14 protein-coding genes and 1 pseudogene are annotated in these 16,600 nt (G+C 47.0%); 2 read left to right on the top strand and 13 right to left on the bottom strand.

Features of this window, described 5'->3' with window-relative positions; genetic code table 11:
- Together PY990_RS15585 and PY990_RS15580 are read right to left on the bottom strand one after the other, a co-directional pair.
- Positions 1 to 1,264 (bottom strand): type II toxin-antitoxin system HipA family toxin (locus PY990_RS15585; RefSeq protein WP_275272387.1); only part of this gene is annotated, 1,264 nt, incomplete at its 3' end.
- Positions 1,251 to 1,583 (bottom strand): helix-turn-helix transcriptional regulator, encoded by a 333-nt coding sequence (locus PY990_RS15580; RefSeq protein WP_275272386.1) that lies wholly within the window; start codon positions 1,581 to 1,583, stop codon positions 1,251 to 1,253. The genes PY990_RS15585 and PY990_RS15580, both read right to left, overlap by 14 nt.
- Positions 1,584 to 2,049: 466 nt before the next feature.
- Between PY990_RS15580 and PY990_RS15575 the strand changes: the two genes are divergently transcribed.
- On the top strand, positions 2,050 to 2,574 hold the full coding sequence (locus tag PY990_RS15575; RefSeq protein ID WP_275272385.1) for a hypothetical protein: 525 nt from the start codon (positions 2,050 to 2,052) through the stop codon (positions 2,572 to 2,574).
- A gap of 103 nt (positions 2,575 to 2,677) precedes the next feature.
- Here the strand turns inward: PY990_RS15575 and PY990_RS15570 are convergent, their stop codons facing one another.
- The 6 genes and pseudogenes from PY990_RS15570 to PY990_RS16400 all read right to left on the bottom strand — a co-directional run bounded on the left by PY990_RS15570 (position 2,678) and on the right by PY990_RS16400 (position 9,171).
- Entirely contained in the window at positions 2,678 to 4,417 is a 1,740-nt protein-coding gene (locus PY990_RS15570) for a hypothetical protein (protein WP_275272384.1), read from the bottom strand.
- A gap of 3 nt (positions 4,418 to 4,420) precedes the next feature.
- A pseudogene (locus PY990_RS16405) lies at positions 4,421 to 4,813 on the bottom strand (TniQ family protein); the annotation flags it as partial.
- Positions 4,810 to 5,787 carry a TniB family NTP-binding protein gene (locus tag PY990_RS15565; protein WP_275272383.1) on the bottom strand — a complete coding sequence of 326 codons (978 nt, stop codon included), beginning with the start codon at positions 5,785 to 5,787 and terminating at the stop codon, positions 4,810 to 4,812. The gene PY990_RS15565 and the pseudogene PY990_RS16405, both read right to left, overlap by 4 nt.
- Complete coding sequence (locus tag PY990_RS15560; RefSeq protein WP_275272382.1) at positions 5,784 to 7,958, bottom strand: DDE-type integrase/transposase/recombinase; 2,175 nt, start codon at positions 7,956 to 7,958, stop codon at positions 5,784 to 5,786. The genes PY990_RS15565 and PY990_RS15560 overlap by 4 nt, the downstream gene beginning before the upstream one ends.
- Positions 7,955 to 8,464, bottom strand: a complete 510-nt coding sequence (locus tag PY990_RS15555; RefSeq protein WP_275272381.1) for a hypothetical protein — start codon at positions 8,462 to 8,464, stop codon at positions 7,955 to 7,957. Before PY990_RS15555 ends, PY990_RS15560 begins: the two co-directional genes overlap by 4 nt.
- A 494-nt stretch (positions 8,465 to 8,958) precedes the next feature.
- The gene (locus tag PY990_RS16400) at positions 8,959 to 9,171 is read right to left on the bottom strand and encodes a DNA-binding protein (protein ID WP_413789575.1); all 213 of its coding nucleotides are present in this window, start codon (positions 9,169 to 9,171) and stop codon (positions 8,959 to 8,961) included.
- Positions 9,172 to 9,254: 83 nt separating this feature from the next.
- On the opposite strand from PY990_RS16400, the gene PY990_RS15550 reads away from it, so the two are divergent.
- Positions 9,255 to 9,695, top strand: a complete 441-nt coding sequence (locus PY990_RS15550) for a helix-turn-helix domain-containing protein (RefSeq protein WP_275272380.1) — start codon at positions 9,255 to 9,257, stop codon at positions 9,693 to 9,695.
- A 571-nt stretch (positions 9,696 to 10,266) separates the two neighbouring features.
- On the opposite strand, the gene brxL is transcribed toward PY990_RS15550, so the two are convergent.
- The 5 genes from brxL to PY990_RS15525 all read right to left on the bottom strand — a co-directional run.
- Complete coding sequence (gene brxL, locus PY990_RS15545) at positions 10,267 to 12,333, bottom strand: protease Lon-related BREX system protein BrxL (protein ID WP_275272379.1); 2,067 nt, start codon at positions 12,331 to 12,333, stop codon at positions 10,267 to 10,269.
- Entirely contained in the window at positions 12,317 to 14,947 is a 2,631-nt protein-coding gene (gene pglZ / locus PY990_RS15540) for a BREX-1 system phosphatase PglZ type A (protein ID WP_275272378.1), read from the bottom strand. Before pglZ ends, brxL begins: the two co-directional genes overlap by 17 nt.
- Positions 14,948 to 14,996: 49 nt before the next feature.
- Positions 14,997 to 15,395, bottom strand: a complete 399-nt coding sequence (locus tag PY990_RS15535; protein ID WP_461786814.1) for a PIN domain-containing protein — start codon at positions 15,393 to 15,395, stop codon at positions 14,997 to 14,999.
- A gap of 11 nt (positions 15,396 to 15,406) precedes the next feature.
- Positions 15,407 to 15,634 carry a type II toxin-antitoxin system VapB family antitoxin gene (gene vapB / locus PY990_RS15530; protein ID WP_275272376.1) on the bottom strand — a complete coding sequence of 76 codons (228 nt, stop codon included), beginning with the start codon at positions 15,632 to 15,634 and terminating at the stop codon, positions 15,407 to 15,409.
- Between the two features lie 111 nt (positions 15,635 to 15,745).
- Positions 15,746 to 16,600: DUF2130 domain-containing protein (locus tag PY990_RS15525; RefSeq protein WP_275272375.1), on the bottom strand; the 855-nt coding region annotated here is incomplete at its 5' end.

Here is a 16,600-nt window from a genome sequence, read left to right as displayed (position 1 = left end):
GTTTGGCCAGAATATGCACTTGCATCCGCATTTTCATCATCTTGCGCAAAGGCTGCTCCAGCAAATCCTGCACGCCATCAAAACCCGCACGCACCCGCTCAAGGAATTGTTTCAAATGCAATTGCGCCGTCTCACGGCTCTCAAACCCGAATTGCATTGAATCTTTCAACACGGTGTCTTTGGCTATACGTTTTTCATGACGAGCAATACCCAAGGCCAAATGAGTCGGCGTTGTGTCGGGATTGGGTACCACATCAAAAGCAGGCGAAAGCCGCCAACAACCCTCGTTGTGCTGATAGAAAACAGCGTGGTTGCGCGCATGATCATCATCATTGCCGCACAGCGCATTAAAAACCATGCGTTCAAACAACTCGACTTGATCTTTAATCGGCGCGCCTATCAAACGCAGTTGCCCTGCCAAGCGTGGGTAGCTTGGCGTGTTTGCCAAGTCGAGGCCCAAGTCTCCGGGGAGTTCAATTTGAAGCAGGCTGGCCGCGCTAACACACAGTGTTCGCTGCGTTTTAAATCGATCAAAACGCAGAACGCGAACGGTGGTATGCGCAGACTGTTCTTCATGGTAATGCGTTTCAGCAAAACGCATACCGCACAGTGCGCCCCAACTTTGCGCAAAATGCTCCAGCATCGGGATGTTGGCAGTGTCGTTGGGTACAACAGGCTTGACCAACCAATATCGCCCTTGCAAATCTTGCACGGTGGCCTTCGGCCGGGCACCACCCAAGCTGGGTGTTTGCTGCAAACGGGCTCGCAGTCGGGCATCAACTGCTGGCTTGCGGGCAGCCATGGCCTGCAACTCGCTCACTACTGCATCAAGTTTTGGCAAGCGAGGTGTAGCCAACGCAGCCACCGATGGTTTGGGTGAAGAACCCACCGCCAAGGCCCCCCAACGATCTGCGTTGCTCGCGATTTTCAGGTAGGTGAGGGGTGAAGGGTTCCCTGACAAACCATGCAATTTTTTTAACACCGCTTGCCCCCATGAATCGGGGCAGGCATCACGCAACACATCGTGTAGCCCCTGATAACGCCTGGCGATGTATACCTCGCCAGGTATCCCCTGACGGATCAAGTTGACCGGGTCGATTACCCAAGCATGCCCTGCCTCCTCGTAACTGGGCGCATACTTGAATCGCCCAAGCGAACTCGTTTCATCAAACCAGTACGCGCCCACAGTGAGCCATTGCTCAGTATCGGGGCGCTGCATGTACACATAAAGTGGGCGAATACTAATTTTGCTAGAAGTAGCCAAGTTCGTCTCCCGATTCCGCGCGTGTGGGACGCACCCTCCTATTGGCTGGTTTTTGCCACAACTCAGGATTCAGGACTGGCGTAGCCGCTGAATTCAGGCCCAAAGCAAACAAGGCGCCAAGGTAGCTACCAACCCCAACGCCGGGATCGCCTTTTTCCAGACGTGCCACAGTGGGTACAGAAACACCAATTCTTGAGGCCAGTTGTGCAGCAGTAAGGCGCAACACCAAGCGCTGCGCTCGAATGGCTTTGCCCCACATTTCAATGTGTTCTTGTACTACTACAGGCGTGGACTCGGCAGAGAATGATTTTTTCGGCATATTCAATACCTCATAGATATGTATTTATAGCACATAAAACAATATCTATGAAAACAAAAAAGCAGCCCGAAGGCTGCTTTCTTTTACATCATTGCGTGTAACTGGAAAATTAACGTCAGGTTCACCTTAATTTGACACCCGCACATCGACAAAATGCGGCTCTCGAGGCAATACTTCATCAGAATTGCCACTGAAACTTCACTACTAAATGACACTCGAAGGAAAACTTCATTTCATCTTGAAACCTCAACTTCATGCGATTTCGACACCAAAGGTACTCTTCGCTAACCGCCCGCTAGGGCTCCGATTCTGTCGACGGCATGTCAAACCTTAGACCATTGATAAAAACGGCTTAGAGAGGCTTAAAACCAGTTGTGAAGCTTCATGAATATTTAGAAAAAATACCCTGACACTCTCACAACCTTCCAGTGAGGTTATAGTGATCGCTCGTAGCAGAACAACCTCATTGGACTTTACGGATTTGGAAGGTATGGGAAAAAAAGTGAAACGGGACTTCAAAGCTTCTGAGCTAGTCCATGCCGTCGAGATAACTAAAGAACATCCGCCTATTAAATTGGGCTCAGATGCCAGCGTCACTTCAGCAATAAAACTAAAAAACGCAAGTTCGCTAAGTGTGCATTCATACTTGGAAAGTCTTGGCCTAGATGAGAAATGGCTCAAGCGAGTAGTCCACCGCTACAGAATTATCGACTTTGACGGCGGCAGCAAAAGGACTATAGCGATAAACGAAAACATCCCCTCTCTTCGATTTTTTCAGACTTTGACAGGTGCAATGTTTGTCTTGAGCGCTGTCGCAATTTTGCTGACTCTGAGTTTGCCCCTGAGTTACTACAGCGTGACCCCTCTATTGTTCTGCCTTGCGTTGGGCAGTGTTTTAGTGCATTTTATTTACGAGAGAGGAATTCTCTACCTGGATGCGCTTGACATTCTTGAGCAAAAAGCTCCTTGGTTATTTCATACCGCAGAGTAAATAGAGTGCGCAAACACAAACTAAGTGAGAGGATTAACAGCCTTGACCCAAGTCCCAAGTAGGGAATAACCGAGATTCTCCAACCAGCATTAGTGCCGTTGAGTTACACAGAGCCTTTGATTATGGAAAGCGACCTGCCTCCTAAATCGCACGCGATTGTTATGGCAAGTGTTCTTTCCACTAAATCAATGAGCTCGGCGCTCCCCGTTTGATCCAAGGTTACCCTTGCAATTCTTTGGGTGTTTAAAAGGTTTCGAAAGTGCCTTGCTGGAGAACCCGTTAATTTATCGGCTGTTGTTGCGCTGACATACTTTTCACAGTCTTCCCTCATCGCCACAAAGTCCTCCTTCAACACTAGCTTTCTCTTTCCAATCCGTAGAAGAGCAAGAAACTGACTATCCACAAATCTCAGATAAAACTCCTTTTTTGAAATCCGAAGCTCATCAATTACCGCCGACACCTCTGTAGCCTCATCAAGCTTGGTAAGAAAGCTTGTGACTGACTCCTTTGAAAAGTACCGCCCGTTAACATGCTCACGCCCCTCGGGCACTCCAACTGACAAAAAGCCTTTAGAAACTGCATCACTGATATCAACAGGGCATAGACCCGTCAGTTTCTTCACTTCCATGCTTCCCACCCAAAGCGAAGAATCGAAAAGAACCTCCCCATTCCTTTTTCTGCCGGCTTTGCTTTTAAACTCTTTCGCTAAGAGATGGTCCCAATTGATTTCCTGAACATCTTTCCTTTTGTACAAAGTAACCAGAGCCCCATCAATTCTGGGCCCAGATACAGCTAAAACTCCATGACTCTCCAGCATTGCACTCAGCGCAGTGGGTTTCTGTCCTACGCTCTTATTGATCTCACTGATGAATACATAGTCACGTATAAACTTTTCAACCTGGGAACGGCTGAAAAGCAAAATTTTCCGAAAGCCAGATGAAACTTCCGGCGTTACAAAGCCCGACTTCACTACTCGGCGAATTGCATCGTCATAAACTTTAGCCAATTTGGCAAATTCAGAGACTGTGACGACGCCTTCTGCCACATCTGAAACGCCTGGGTTATGTGATTTGGCGAATATCTGGATGCCGCCGAAGCCTTTCGACCAATCAGCACGGTGAATTTCTGCTTCGCCACTCTCAATCTGCTTTACGTAGTACGAAACTGCTCTCTTGAACTCGTTGATTGGCAAATGACTCCGCTTACTTGAGGATAGCTTTGGCGGAGATAACCGCTCGACCAGTGAGCAAACCGAAACAAGACCAAAACGGGTTCTTCTGCCCCTTACAATTTTGACCAAGTTTCCGGATTCAACGAGTCCATCAATTACCTTTCTTGAAATATTGCAACTGAACAGTAACTCTTCCGACCTAAGGTCAATTTTTTTAACTTCATCACGCCTAGCCCTTCCAACGAACAATTCATCACTCTGATTCAAATCCCAAAGTAGACTTTGACTACTCTTGGGACAACTCAGAAAAAATGGAGCTAAAGCAAAGCGAAATGGCAACTGTACTCCCTTTTCAAAAACAGTAGCCAACTCATCTGTGAATGCTTGCTTGTGCCCCTGAAAAAGGTGAGCAAGCATCGAGAGAAGACGCCCATCATCAAAAAATCGATTCGGATAAAATCGAGTAAGCTTATCCAAAGAAAAAACGAGTTCAGACGCCTTCTTACTTTCACCAGAGATCAATAGATTGAATAGCCAAACCTCTGCAGGGCGAAGCTCTTTAATCGCCGAATATGAACCTAAATCAAATTCACAACGTGGACATGTATGGACACCACACCTCATCCAATGAATCTCATTGCAACAGTTTGGGCAACTTTCTAACAAACCCACCTGATGCACCGGACAAGTATTGAAGAAGCGCCAATCCGTGCTGAACAGATTTGACCGATTCTCCTTTACGCACGATGGGCATACGCGTGCTCTTCTGGTCTCGAGAAATCGATGGGGTATCTTTGTGCCTCTGAGAATGTAAGGTCTCTCAGCAGTCACCCCCGAGATCTGCTCGTAGAAAACATGAGAGGCATCCACACCAAAAATATTTTTAGCCTCAAGCAATCGCTGAACAAGTTTTACATCATGACCTACCAAGTAACTTGAGAGACACAGAGACTCATAGTCACTAGCATCTAGAAAAGAACCCACATTCAGAAAGAAGTTCTCCGCTGCAAACCGAGCAAGATAACTTTTTGGACTTTCATAGCGCCCAACTTTTGGTACGCAAATCATTGTTCCCACCCGCGAAGCGTCGTCTTTTTAGAAGCACTTCCGATAACATTTCGGCAAGCCTCCGGCGAAAGCCTAAAGGGATTATCAGAACCAGTGAGTGATGTAGATATAGATAGCTCATCACAAGTCATTATGAACTTGTCATTATCCAATCTACCATCAGAAAACAAGGCATTCATGTAGGCCGTTTCATAGATATTTTTCATTGCATTAATGCTGCCACCAGTTGCAGCAAAGAAGCGAGCAATAAAATCATCATTCATCCTTGATTCGTTGGCTACCAATACGCCGTGAGAACCAATTTCCTTTTCGAATGCCGCCAACACGATCATGAACTCTGAGTTACTATTCACAGGAAACTGAAAAGACTCGAGTTGGATCACATGAGGGAAACGCTTTCGAACCTGAGGTTCGTTGAGAAAGATGTCATGGCAATCTGGGGTACCAAAGCCAATTATCATCACTTTTGTTTTGCTGACCAGGTCTCTAATCCACCCCCGTGCGGCATGTACTTTTCCGATACTGTGATCTTCACCAGCAAGATTATGAAGTTCGTCAATCATTCCGCCACGGGTTCCGGCAATTTTTAATGCGTTGTATAAACGAGCCTCAACTCCGTATTCGCTGATAGTCTCTACCCCTAGAGAACGCAAAATCTCTAGTGCAATTCTTGGTGGGGTAATCGTTGTAGGTAGCGATGCACTGAACCAGTGTACTTTCCTGACGACCCGATCGGACAAATCCTCTATGTCCTCATCAACGTATTGGCTTTCCAAATATTCATATAACGTAGTTTTCCCTGCGCCTGAAGGGCCGCTAATCAATATGCAGTTTGGCTCAGGGGCTTTTCTCAAGCCATTGAACTTCACAACCTTTTTAATCCGCTCTACTGTCTTCACCCAGGTTGGGTACTCGACGACCAAACCTGAGAACTCTTCAGCGGCCTCATCTATTGTTATCTTCTTGGAGCTCATGAAGCGGTTCCCTTATGTCGTGCTGTTGCTGCAACAGGAATATCCTGAAAGTTGAGTTCGTTGGCTTCTTGATAATCCTCGCCTAAATCATTAGAACAAGACTCAACTGCAGTTCGCCCCTCAGACTCGTTGATCCGGCCTGACACTACGTCAACTTCTTTTTGGTCAATTACAGTATCCGGATTGACGCTTGGCCCTCGCCCCTTATAGGTAGTGGCCTCCGGAATTGCTGCCTTGAAAATTGAACTGTCTAGGGTCAGCCGAAAGCTTGTCTCGTCCTCAGTCCGTGGAAGCCCCCTCATTAGAGTGTCGTCATGGACATGACGCTTGCCTACCCCATCAAACAACGGCCTAGCGCCCTTTCCATCTATGGGCTTACTAGGATCTAGTCCGGCTCTCACGGCCCGGTCTATTTCGCGAGTCTTCTTACCTTTTTTGATGGCCTTGCAGATCCTCTCATACAGCCTCAAACTCGCACTGTAAAAGGCAGATTCACTCGAAGCTGTACCTCTTGAATTCGTGAGCTCCTGCGTCAATTTCATCTCGTCAAGTGAACGATCATGAAATTTAGTTGATAGCGTATTTCGAACTTTCATGGGAGGCATTGAACCACCCGGATCTACTACGATTGCCTCTCCAATTCGATCTGGATTAACAAGTAGCTTTACCCTGCTGGGGCTTCGTGAACGTGCTAAGTTTTCACGTAATGTAGACAACAGAGGCGAAGTCCATTGCATGTTAAAGGCTTGTACAGTGCCTCCTTTGGAAATCGAGCACTCTTTCGTCAAGCAGAAAATCTCGTCAAGAGCTTCTCGAGGATATGTTCTCGGCGGCGAAATACGACGTAACTCTTCGAACTTTTTTCTCGGGCTCATTCCCAAGGATGAGTGCTTCCTTTCGTGATACTTAGTTGTAACCCATTCACTGAAAATCGACTGCAGTTCTTCAATGGTTACGCATGCATCTTCCTCCGAATGGTAGTCTCCTCGGGTAGATGGATTGCTCTTTTTCGTCCCTTTGATATTGTGTATCAGCGAAGTGTTTAAATGTCCAAAAAGCCGCTCTACAAATGGCTTCTGATTAGGACTTTTTGGAGAACATTGAACCGGCGTGATGCCAAACTCAAGTGCAACGTTGTCTACCGAGACATTCACAAACTCAGAGCCGTTGTCCATTATTAAGATTGATGGCGTGGCTCTTATTGAATTAAACTCATCGTATGCCATAGCTGACTTCAAGGCAGAAAGTGTTTTTGCACCAGATAAATGCGACAGTGAAAGATCCCACCCGAGAATGCATCTAGTGGCGACATCAAGAATAAGTGTTAAACGGGGCGCAACAGGCACCTGATAAGCCGGCACATAGACGAACAGGTCAAGATATTGGGAATCAATTTCAACTCTTGCTCCGATAACATCCTCATACTCGATTTTTACGGACCTAGCATTTTTTCGGAGAGCGGCTAATTTACCTTCCCTACGCCTGATCCTCTTGAATACATCGATTTGATCAAATCGCTTTAGAACCGAATTCAAACAAGGTATTTTTACTGGGTCGCTTCGTCCCGCCGTTTGGTTATATCTCTCGATCTCTCCACAAATTATGTCGTACACATATGTTTCACTTGGTCTCTCAGAATGGAGTAAAACGCGATCGACGACTGATGAAATAATGTCCTCAACGACGATCGGCAATCTTGATGGGCTAGACCTATTAAAGTACCCATCAATCACTGATGAAGTTCTGTAGCCTGACAACCAGAATTTTTGGCACCAACGGTTGATTGATTCATAGCTCGGGGGTGAATCATCGCCAATAACGGCCGCACATTCTGTTAGCAGGTCCTCGAAGCCTTTGCGAGGCAGACTGGCACCTAATCTCTTATAAAACCATTGGACATAGTGGGCTCGATATTCATAGCGTCTTTTCGCAGCAAGACTCATAGCATGCAGGGCATATGCGCTTTGACTCAAAGCAGAATCAACAACGAGTCGAACTTCACCCTGTTTAGACAACTCACTAAATCTGCTCAGTGAGAGTGACTTTGAATCGGTAGGGCGCGGCCCCTCCAGCCTTACTGTCTCCGAGTCCGCAAAAGCGACGGTGTACTCGACGCCAGAAATATTGTAAACAGAACTTACTTTTGGAACGTCAATCGCACGAATCATCATTTTTGAGCCCCCAATGAAAGCAGTGATTGGGCATTAAAAGATTCGTGATGAATGTCGCTCCAAAACTCCCATGCCACGGCACAAATAGCTGAGAAGGAACAAGCCGAATCGTGTCTAAGAATTTCAGCGACAGTCGCAGCTCCTCCACAACTTCGAAGTGCGTTTTCTACTCTCAACACTTCCGAACTAGGCACATTTGAAATTTGTGGGTAGAAGAACCTTAGGTTCCCCAACAGTTCGGGAGAGCACAGATTTTCGTTAGTCACCACTTCAAAATTAAACCCTTGTTTCGCCAGCTCAATTTTTGCGGAGCGATATTTTCTAACCAATCGAGGTGACTGGTCCCAATGAGGTGGCTTCACTTCCCAAATGTCGATTGAGTGAGAGGAATCCAAGGTAGCAAAATCCGGCACGTAGTCATACTGTTTGCCATCTACGTTAATGGCAACAAGCATAGGTTGCTCAACAACCTGAAGAACGTCCTTCGACCATTCTGCTCGTAGCATGAAGGCCGCCTCCAAGCTACTTTCACAGCGAATAAACCGACCCATCTTTCTGGAAGGGAATCGTGTCAACTGAGTCCCTAGTCGAGTCTTCTTTAGCGGACGAACTGGCTCAAAGCGACTGAACCTAAGTTGGCTAGACGACATTCGAGGTTTAATCAACTTCGAGTCATCAAAAGAATTTTTTTGATTGCAAAACAACTGCCGAAATGTATTCAAAGCATTTCTCCATCGCAAATAGACGTGACAAACCCTCACAGAGCCAAAAAACCACTCAGACTCTCGGTGAAAAACTTGACTTTTGCTTTGGGAATAGAAATACTTAGGTTTCCACACGCGAGTATTTCAATATTCGCCAAAGCGGTGTTACTTCGGTGCACCGCTTTTTACATTTTTCTCTCCCTAATTTTCAACATCCATACCTAGCTCAGTTCTCGCGACAAGACCCAAGCGCAAGAATCAATTCGTTTGAATGCATATCATTCAACGTGAGTTCGTTAGTTTACAAACCTTCTCGAGGAATCAGGCATGTCGATCAATCCGAGCTTTTGAGCTATTTTGAAGCTCTCCCCTCTCAGACAGGACCTTTTCCCGTCCAGAACTTGGTAAACGAGCGCCGAAGAAAAGCCATTTGCTTTAGCCCAAGAGGCGATTGATATCCCACTGGACATCAGATCTTCCTTAGCCTTTTGAAAGTCTTCTATTTTCATAGCGTCGAACACATTCATTTGAATACACACCCCATTATTTCCAATAGTTTCGCATTTGTAAAGAAAATTGTAGAATCATTTGCATGCAGAAAGACTCCAAATTAAACACAGAAATTGGATTCAGACTTCGTGAGGAGAGGACTAGGCTCGGCCTTACACAGGATGTATTGGCATCCCATGGAGGGGTTCAACGGCTGGCTCAGGCTCAATACGAAAGTGGCGCGAGGGAACCTAAAGCAGGCTACCTTCACAAGATTAGCCAAGCTGGAGTCGATCTCACCTACGTCTTGCTGGGTCACTCAAAGCAAAACCTAAGCTCACTTTCAAACAGCCAGAGAGCCCAGATCGAAAAGAAAATTTTTCTCTTTATTGAAGAACAAGCCAGGGAAGGTAATCTTCTTGAAATGACAGCAGAGTCAAAATTCATAGTCTTCCAACTATTGCGAGACCAAGCAGCGAAAAACTTGCTCGAAGACGGAAAAATTCCGGACGAGTTGACCATCCCCATCAAATTGTCCGCATGAAAAAGAAGTCTTCGAAAAAGGAACTAAGTGCCACTGAGCTCATTACGAAAGCTAGGGAATTCGAGAAGCGACCACCCTACTACCTCCGATTGGCAAAGAACTTATACCAACAAAGTAGGGTTTCATGATGCTGTCTGTTTGCTGTATGGAAAAAACGGAAGCTTGGACTAGCAACTTTGAGCACCTATCTCAAGAGCATTGGACTTTACGAGAAGTGGCTCGTTGAGCTAATTCATCGCTACAAAATTTTGAACCCCAGAGGCCAAAGCGAAGCACCAATGATCACCAATGACCATCCCCTAAGTTCTAGGACTTTGGCTTTGATGGTGACGTCCGCCGTAGCCATGCCGTCGATAATTCTTGTTTTGATTTGGACGCTTCCAATTCAGCCGAATAGCTACGTGCCTCTGTTCATCATGGGATTACTAAATGGTCGTCTCGCATTGGTAATTTATGAAAGAACTATCCTTCACAGAAAAGCGATTTGCTTATTACGAGAGCGTGCGCCTTGGCTATTTAATTAAATGAGTACCGCCAAAAAAACTTCAGATGCATTGGTCATTTCTGCCACTCACTCCACACCCAAAGCCTTAAATACCGCATCCACCGGATCTGAGTAGAAGCTCACCTGAAACTTCGAGAACAACTCAGCAGGTACCGTAGGAATATCCTTCGCATTCGCCATGGGAAGCAACACACGCTTTGCCCCGGCATCCATCCCTACCTGCAAAGCCTCAGCCATGTTTTGGGCAGGAATAATGTTGCCCCCCAGGCTCATATCTCCCAATACAATCATTTGGTTTTGCAGAGGACGCTTCATGGTGGCCGAGCAATACGCAATAAAGGAAGCAAGCGTCATTTGCTTAGACGGCCCCGTGTTGTGCAGCTCAACCATGTGCAAGTGCAAATCGAAGTCGCCGGCCTTGGTCATGGTGCTGACCCTGTTCACATTGGCCTTAAAGAAATCATGGGCTACCTTGAGCCCCTCTTTCGCACTGGTATTGGATCCAAGTCCCGAAGTATTCAACTTGCCATTACCAGCGGTAGCCTGTGTTTCAAGCCGGTAAAGCCCAAGGTGACCACTGGTTGCACCCGTTGCCACCGTATGGACAGTTCCGGGCTTTGGCTGTCCTTCGGGAATTAGTCCACCACCACCTTGCTCTTTTACGCTGACGTAGTGCTCTTCCATGGTCTCGGCATCAATGTATGAGAAGTGCACGTCAAAGAATTCCATACCGCCAATCTTCTTGAGCTGTTCTTTGACGCGACGTCTAACCTCAAGCGCGTATTGCAAGCATTTCTCAACGGCAGCCTTGTCGTAATCACCATGCGGGTAAAGCAGCTTCAGCAGACCAGAAACAGTTCGGCGCACCGCGATGGTGTCACGCTGATTTAAGTTGTTTCCTAGCTTGAAAAACTTATCGATTGCGTCGGAGAAAGTGTGCTTGCGCATCTCCCTCATATACTCAGCCAAGTAATCCACAATCAGCCCATACTGATTAGTGAAGAATTCGGGACGCATTTTCGGAATCTCCCAACCTGGCACATAGGCGTGGAAGCGGTCGAAAAACGCCGAATCAATCATCGCCTCTGGAAACGGCGACAGAAGATGACTGGTTTTGACCAGAGTTTCAACCGAGTGATTGATGTTACCCACAAAGACCATGCTGGCACTGGCGGAAATCGAATCCCTGCCTCGAGCAAATGAACCAGATGCCATGTAGTCCTTCATGATTTGGACACCATCTTTGTCCTTGAAGGAAATACCGGCCACCTCGTCAAAAGCAACAAGATCCCACATGCCAACCAATCCAACTTGTCTGCGCGACATGTTGTAAAAGAGGTTCGCAACGGTGGTTTGCCCCCCAGAGACCAGAATACTGTTTGGGCTGCACTCTTTGTAAACATGACTTTTACCGGTTCCTCGTGGCCCAAGCTCGCACATGTTGTAGTTGTTCTCGACAAACGGAATAAGGCGCGTCAGTAAGTGCCACTTAACCCGGTCCTCGAAATGCTGAGGCTCCATACCCGTAGACCTCAGCAAAATATCGAGCCACTCTCCTTCTGAAAACTGCTTGCGCGCTTCCATCAGATACTTCATGTCCATATTGGGCATCTGAATTGGCTTGAGCTCTTTAATGGTGAAAGGTGAGCCGCCTTGCCCGTCTTCGTATTCGTACTTAATCGAAATGATCGACCAGATTCCGCCAACTAAGAGCTTTTCGTACTCATGAATGTGACGACCTTCGATGTTGGCATTGGTAATTCCGAGATTGGAAAGGATTGCTTCATACTGGTCCCTTCGCTCATTCAGGCGAACCGTCACCTTATCGATAATCTTGAAATTGCCGCTTTCTCTGATACGAGCCTTGATCTTTTCTGCTTCGTCGGGCCGAACGTAATTCTGAGACAGCACTTGCTTTACACGCTCCATACCCTCAGCGATTTGGTCTTCGTCAGCAGATGAGCAGTACATCCCCAAGAGATATTCCAAGACATAAACCGGAACGTTTGCACCTTCCTTCAAACGTTTGGTCAGATCTTTGCGAACGATCTTTCCCGGGAAGTGCTCAATTAACTTACCGTCTAGGTCTAGCCCATCGGGTGAATCGTTGTAATTCTCAGAAGTCGAAGTCATTTTCAATAGCCAAGTCTATGCGCACAGGAATACGCTGTAGTTCAATATCGGTTTCGGTGTCTGTAAGAACGAGGAAGTGTTCGTTTGAGGGCTTTACCGCCTTTGACGCGATGCTTATGGAAATCCGTTTTTGTCTATCGCCAAGATCTTTTGCATCACTATCCAAATTGACCAGCTCGCGAGACGAAACACTCTCGCCCAATTGGTTAATGAGCTCCATCGAGATTGATGCAGCCAAAACCTTCTCGCTTACAGGCTCAGTCTGAAGCAAAGTAAAAGCATGGATGTTGGTCGTAATCCTATGCTGGTTACCAAGGACATTCACACCTACCTTGGAAACTCGCACGGTCTCAGCAGATTTCTTGTATTTCTGCTTTACTTCCAGCAAAGGAACGACGACCTCTTGCAAAGTAGCACCACCATGGACAAAACGCGCACCGCCAACGAAATGAAAGCGCCCCACCCCACGAGGGAGCCAGAACTCTGTCTCACACGATGTTTTTGCGGTGTACTTGGTTTTGCCATGATGAGAGAACTCAGCAGCACCAAGTTCATTTCCAACCAAGTAACGCTTCTTAGCCACCACCGTACCCGCTGGTTTAGTCGCCAGGCTGCTCTTTTCCAGAGCTTGAGGAGGTGTTTCACAGAAAAGAAAACCATGATCAGCGGTAACGGTGATGGCCGTTGCACTTGCGTTGTTCACAAGCCTTCCTACCAAATCGCCAAGCTCATTGATGGCCTGTCGACAGGCATTCCAGGTGTTGGCCTCTGTACTGGCTGTGTCGCCAACCGCATCTATGGTGTTGTGATAAATATAGACAACACGGTGCGGTTTAACGAATTCCCTCAAAGCCTGCTTACCCATGTTGGCCAGCACTTCAGCTTTGACTGCCGTTCCACCAAATTCTTCTAGTAACTTAGCTCGATTCTCCAACCCCTCGCAGGACCGGCCATCCACGTCGACTGAGCCTTTTGAATTGTAGGTAAGCGTTTTATGAGGCAACAAACTGGCCATGCCCAATTTGGTGTAGCTAGGCAATACGCCGAGATGACTGCTTAACTTTGCCTCTATCCGCTCTCGGGCATTGATCTGCGTTCGCAACTCATCGGCAACTTCGTATCGCAGCGCATCACTGATGATTACGAACATACGTCGCTCGTCGCCCTTCGATAAATAAGAATCAACGACCCTGCTATAGAAGTCCTGCTGATTATTAACACCGGAAATCTGCCAGTTCTCCAAAAGACCGTTTTGGACGTGCCCATCCCAATGAGACGCCAATGGGTTCAAATACTTTGTGATGTAGGCTGACTCAATTTGCTCCACGAGGGGAGAAATTGCATCGGGGAATCGCCCGGAGACAATATCGGCTGACTCGTGAAATTGCCGGTAGTACTGATCAATTTCAAAAAGGGAACTGGTGTACGCTGAATACGCCTGATCTGCTGTCGTAAAGGTGAAGTGTTTTGCGCGAGTATCAATGGCTTCAAGTAAATCGGTGGCTGACAGTAAGGCTTGATAGTAGCCAGCCCAGAGACTTCGCTTGCCAATCTCTGTATCCGGAAATCGATCACTGACCCAATAGCCAACCAGCCTTAAGTTTACTGTTCGCCTTACCTCAGCGAGCACACTGCTGGCCAGATTACCCAGCAACTGGTCTCTCAGGCTATTGGCTACCAAGCGGTCCAGGTCTACAAAGGTGGCGCAGTTACCGATTTCTTTTGGTTGGAGTCCGGAAAGGTGATGTGCGATTTTTAATTCACCAGCCAATCTAGCAGATAAGGCGTCGTAGTCAATCTGCCGCGCCGTTGAATCACGCCACTGAGAGAGAAAGACCACAACATTTCCTACTTTAGAGGCTGGCAAGACAAGCTTTGCCAGCCCACTCGGAAGCTCTTTGCCAAGTCCATGAGCCAGATCTGTAACGAAAAGTCTTGGTATAAACCTAGCCAAGCTTGGAGATTCATCCGTATATCCGAAGTGCCTTTCAATTAAAGCCCAAGCGAATTCTTGTAAGCCGTACTTTTGAAGGTTGCACCAGAGGGGTGAATCATCGAATGACAGCCCCTCTTCCAGTCGAGCGACATCGCAAAGTAGATCTAGCAGAAGCGTGGAGGGGTCAAACGAACCACTTTTGGACAAAACCGCCCAAATTTTGGCGTCTATCTCTCGCTCCATATCATCGGCATGCAGCATGGGGGTCAGGCGAGCTACTCGCTCTTTACTGGCAAAGAACCGCGCACGATCCTTCAAATACCCTCTTAGACTTGCGTTACGCAGGCCAAGGTCTTGTTGCAACATCGATGTAGCATCGGCCGCGAATGATTCGGCATAAAGACGAATGTCTAAGAGCCAATCTGATTCAGGCTCTGGGGGTTTTCCACTCTCGTACAAGACAAAGGAACTCTGTGGCTGGTCAATTTCCACGCGGCGTTTAATCGCCAAGGCTGAGGTATTCGCTATGGTCAAAATCTCTGCATCGGCAAACTCCAAGGCTTCCAAAGCCTCTGCAAACTCGCCATCCGGATCAGACCACCATACGATTCGAGAACCAGACTGTAAGAGCTTTCTCAAACCCTGCTCAATTCTCTCACTTGTTCCCGTCGTGCTCATCTAACCCTCTTACAGATACGCGGTGCCTTGCTGGCACTCTTCGTTTTCCTCATACCCAATCCTCAACGTTTAGATCGGGTACTCGTGAAAACTCACGCATGTTATTAGTTACTAATACACAATCAATCGCCAGAGCATGACCGGCGATTGCTGTGTCATTGGCTCCGATAGGTGTACCGGCTTTTTCCAATACTTGTTTAATATCTGAGGCTTTATCGACAGCAGCCCTGTCCCATGGCAACACCTCGTCAATCCGTTCAACAAATTCACGGACGCCATTCAATGACTTAGGAGACGCCTTTTTAGCCTTGGCACCGTAGATCAGCTCGGCATAAGTGATGGCAGATATAACAAAGCGGCTGCGCGCTTCCACTTCATTCTGAAGCCTGAGCAATACACTCTCTGGTCGCTCTTTGATGATGAATGAGCATATGTTGGTATCCAACATGTAAGTCTTTTTCACAACTTGACTCGCCCATCTTCAATCACATCAGGGCGATCAGCGAGAAAGTCGGAATCCACCTTTTCGACACCGGAAAAACTGACCCAAGTCTTACGCGCTGGGCGCAAAACCACAGCATCGCCCTCTTTTGTAATTTCTAGCTCGGATACCCCTTCGAACTCGAACTCTTTGGGTAAACGCACAGCCTGATTTTTGCCATTTCTGAATAAAGACACTGTTCTCATGAGCCCTCGCCGATCACAAATTTATTTAGCCAATGACACTTAGACTTTGGCAGAATAGAAAACATATGTCAAGCATATGCCTACAATCGGAAACATGACTCAACCCATACCTCAATTATGGCTTGGAGAGCTGTCTTCTCCGGGAAGCCCATCAAAAGCGGCTTTCATGGTTGGATTGTTTCGAACCAGCTTTTTAACCGTGACGTCTTGTGCTTTGTCGTTAGCCAAGCGCAAGTTTCTATCAGTCCCTAACAAAGCATCACGGGTCTTCTGCAAGTGATCGATCGACTTGTCAATTTCTGCGATGGCTGTTTGAAACTTTTTGGAAGCCAGTTCGTAGTTCCTCGAAAACGCTGATTTAAAGGCATCCAAATCACTTTCGAAATTCGTTATATCGATGTTCTGGGCTTTTACAAGGGCAAGCTCTTGCTTGTATTGCAGGGAATTCATCGCGGCATTACGCAAAAGAGTAATCATTGGGATGAAAAACTGAGGGCGGATGACATACATCTTGGGATACCGGTGGAACATGTCCACAATGCCCGAGTTGTAAAGCTCACTCTCTGGTTCAAGCAGTGAGACCAAGATGGCGTATTCGCATCCCTTTTCGTTACGGTCCTTGTCGAGTTCTTTTAAGAAATCTTCGTTTTTCTTCTTAGTCGCCGTTGTGTCGCTTTCATTTTTCATCTCGAACATAATTGAGACGATTGGAGTTCCGGCCTCGTCTTCATCGCGGAAGATATAGTCGCCCTTACTGCCGGTGCTGGCATCGTTGTCTTTCTCGAAGTAAGCACGAGGAAAAGCAGTTGCTCGAATCCGATTAAACTCCGTTTCACAATGCTGCTCTAGTGTCTCACCCACCATCTTGGTGGATAGACGAGCTTTCATATCGCGCAGACGCTCGATGGCCTCATCCCGATCTTTGAGCTGCGTCTCATATTTATCCTGTTGACTTGCATCCAAAAT

Source organism: Limnobacter olei, assembly GCF_029087225.1.
Taxonomy (GTDB): domain Bacteria; phylum Pseudomonadota; class Gammaproteobacteria; order Burkholderiales; family Burkholderiaceae_B; genus Limnobacter; species Limnobacter olei.
The sequence above is the reverse complement of the archived record's forward strand: the minus strand, read 5'-3'. Positions and strand labels throughout refer to the sequence as shown.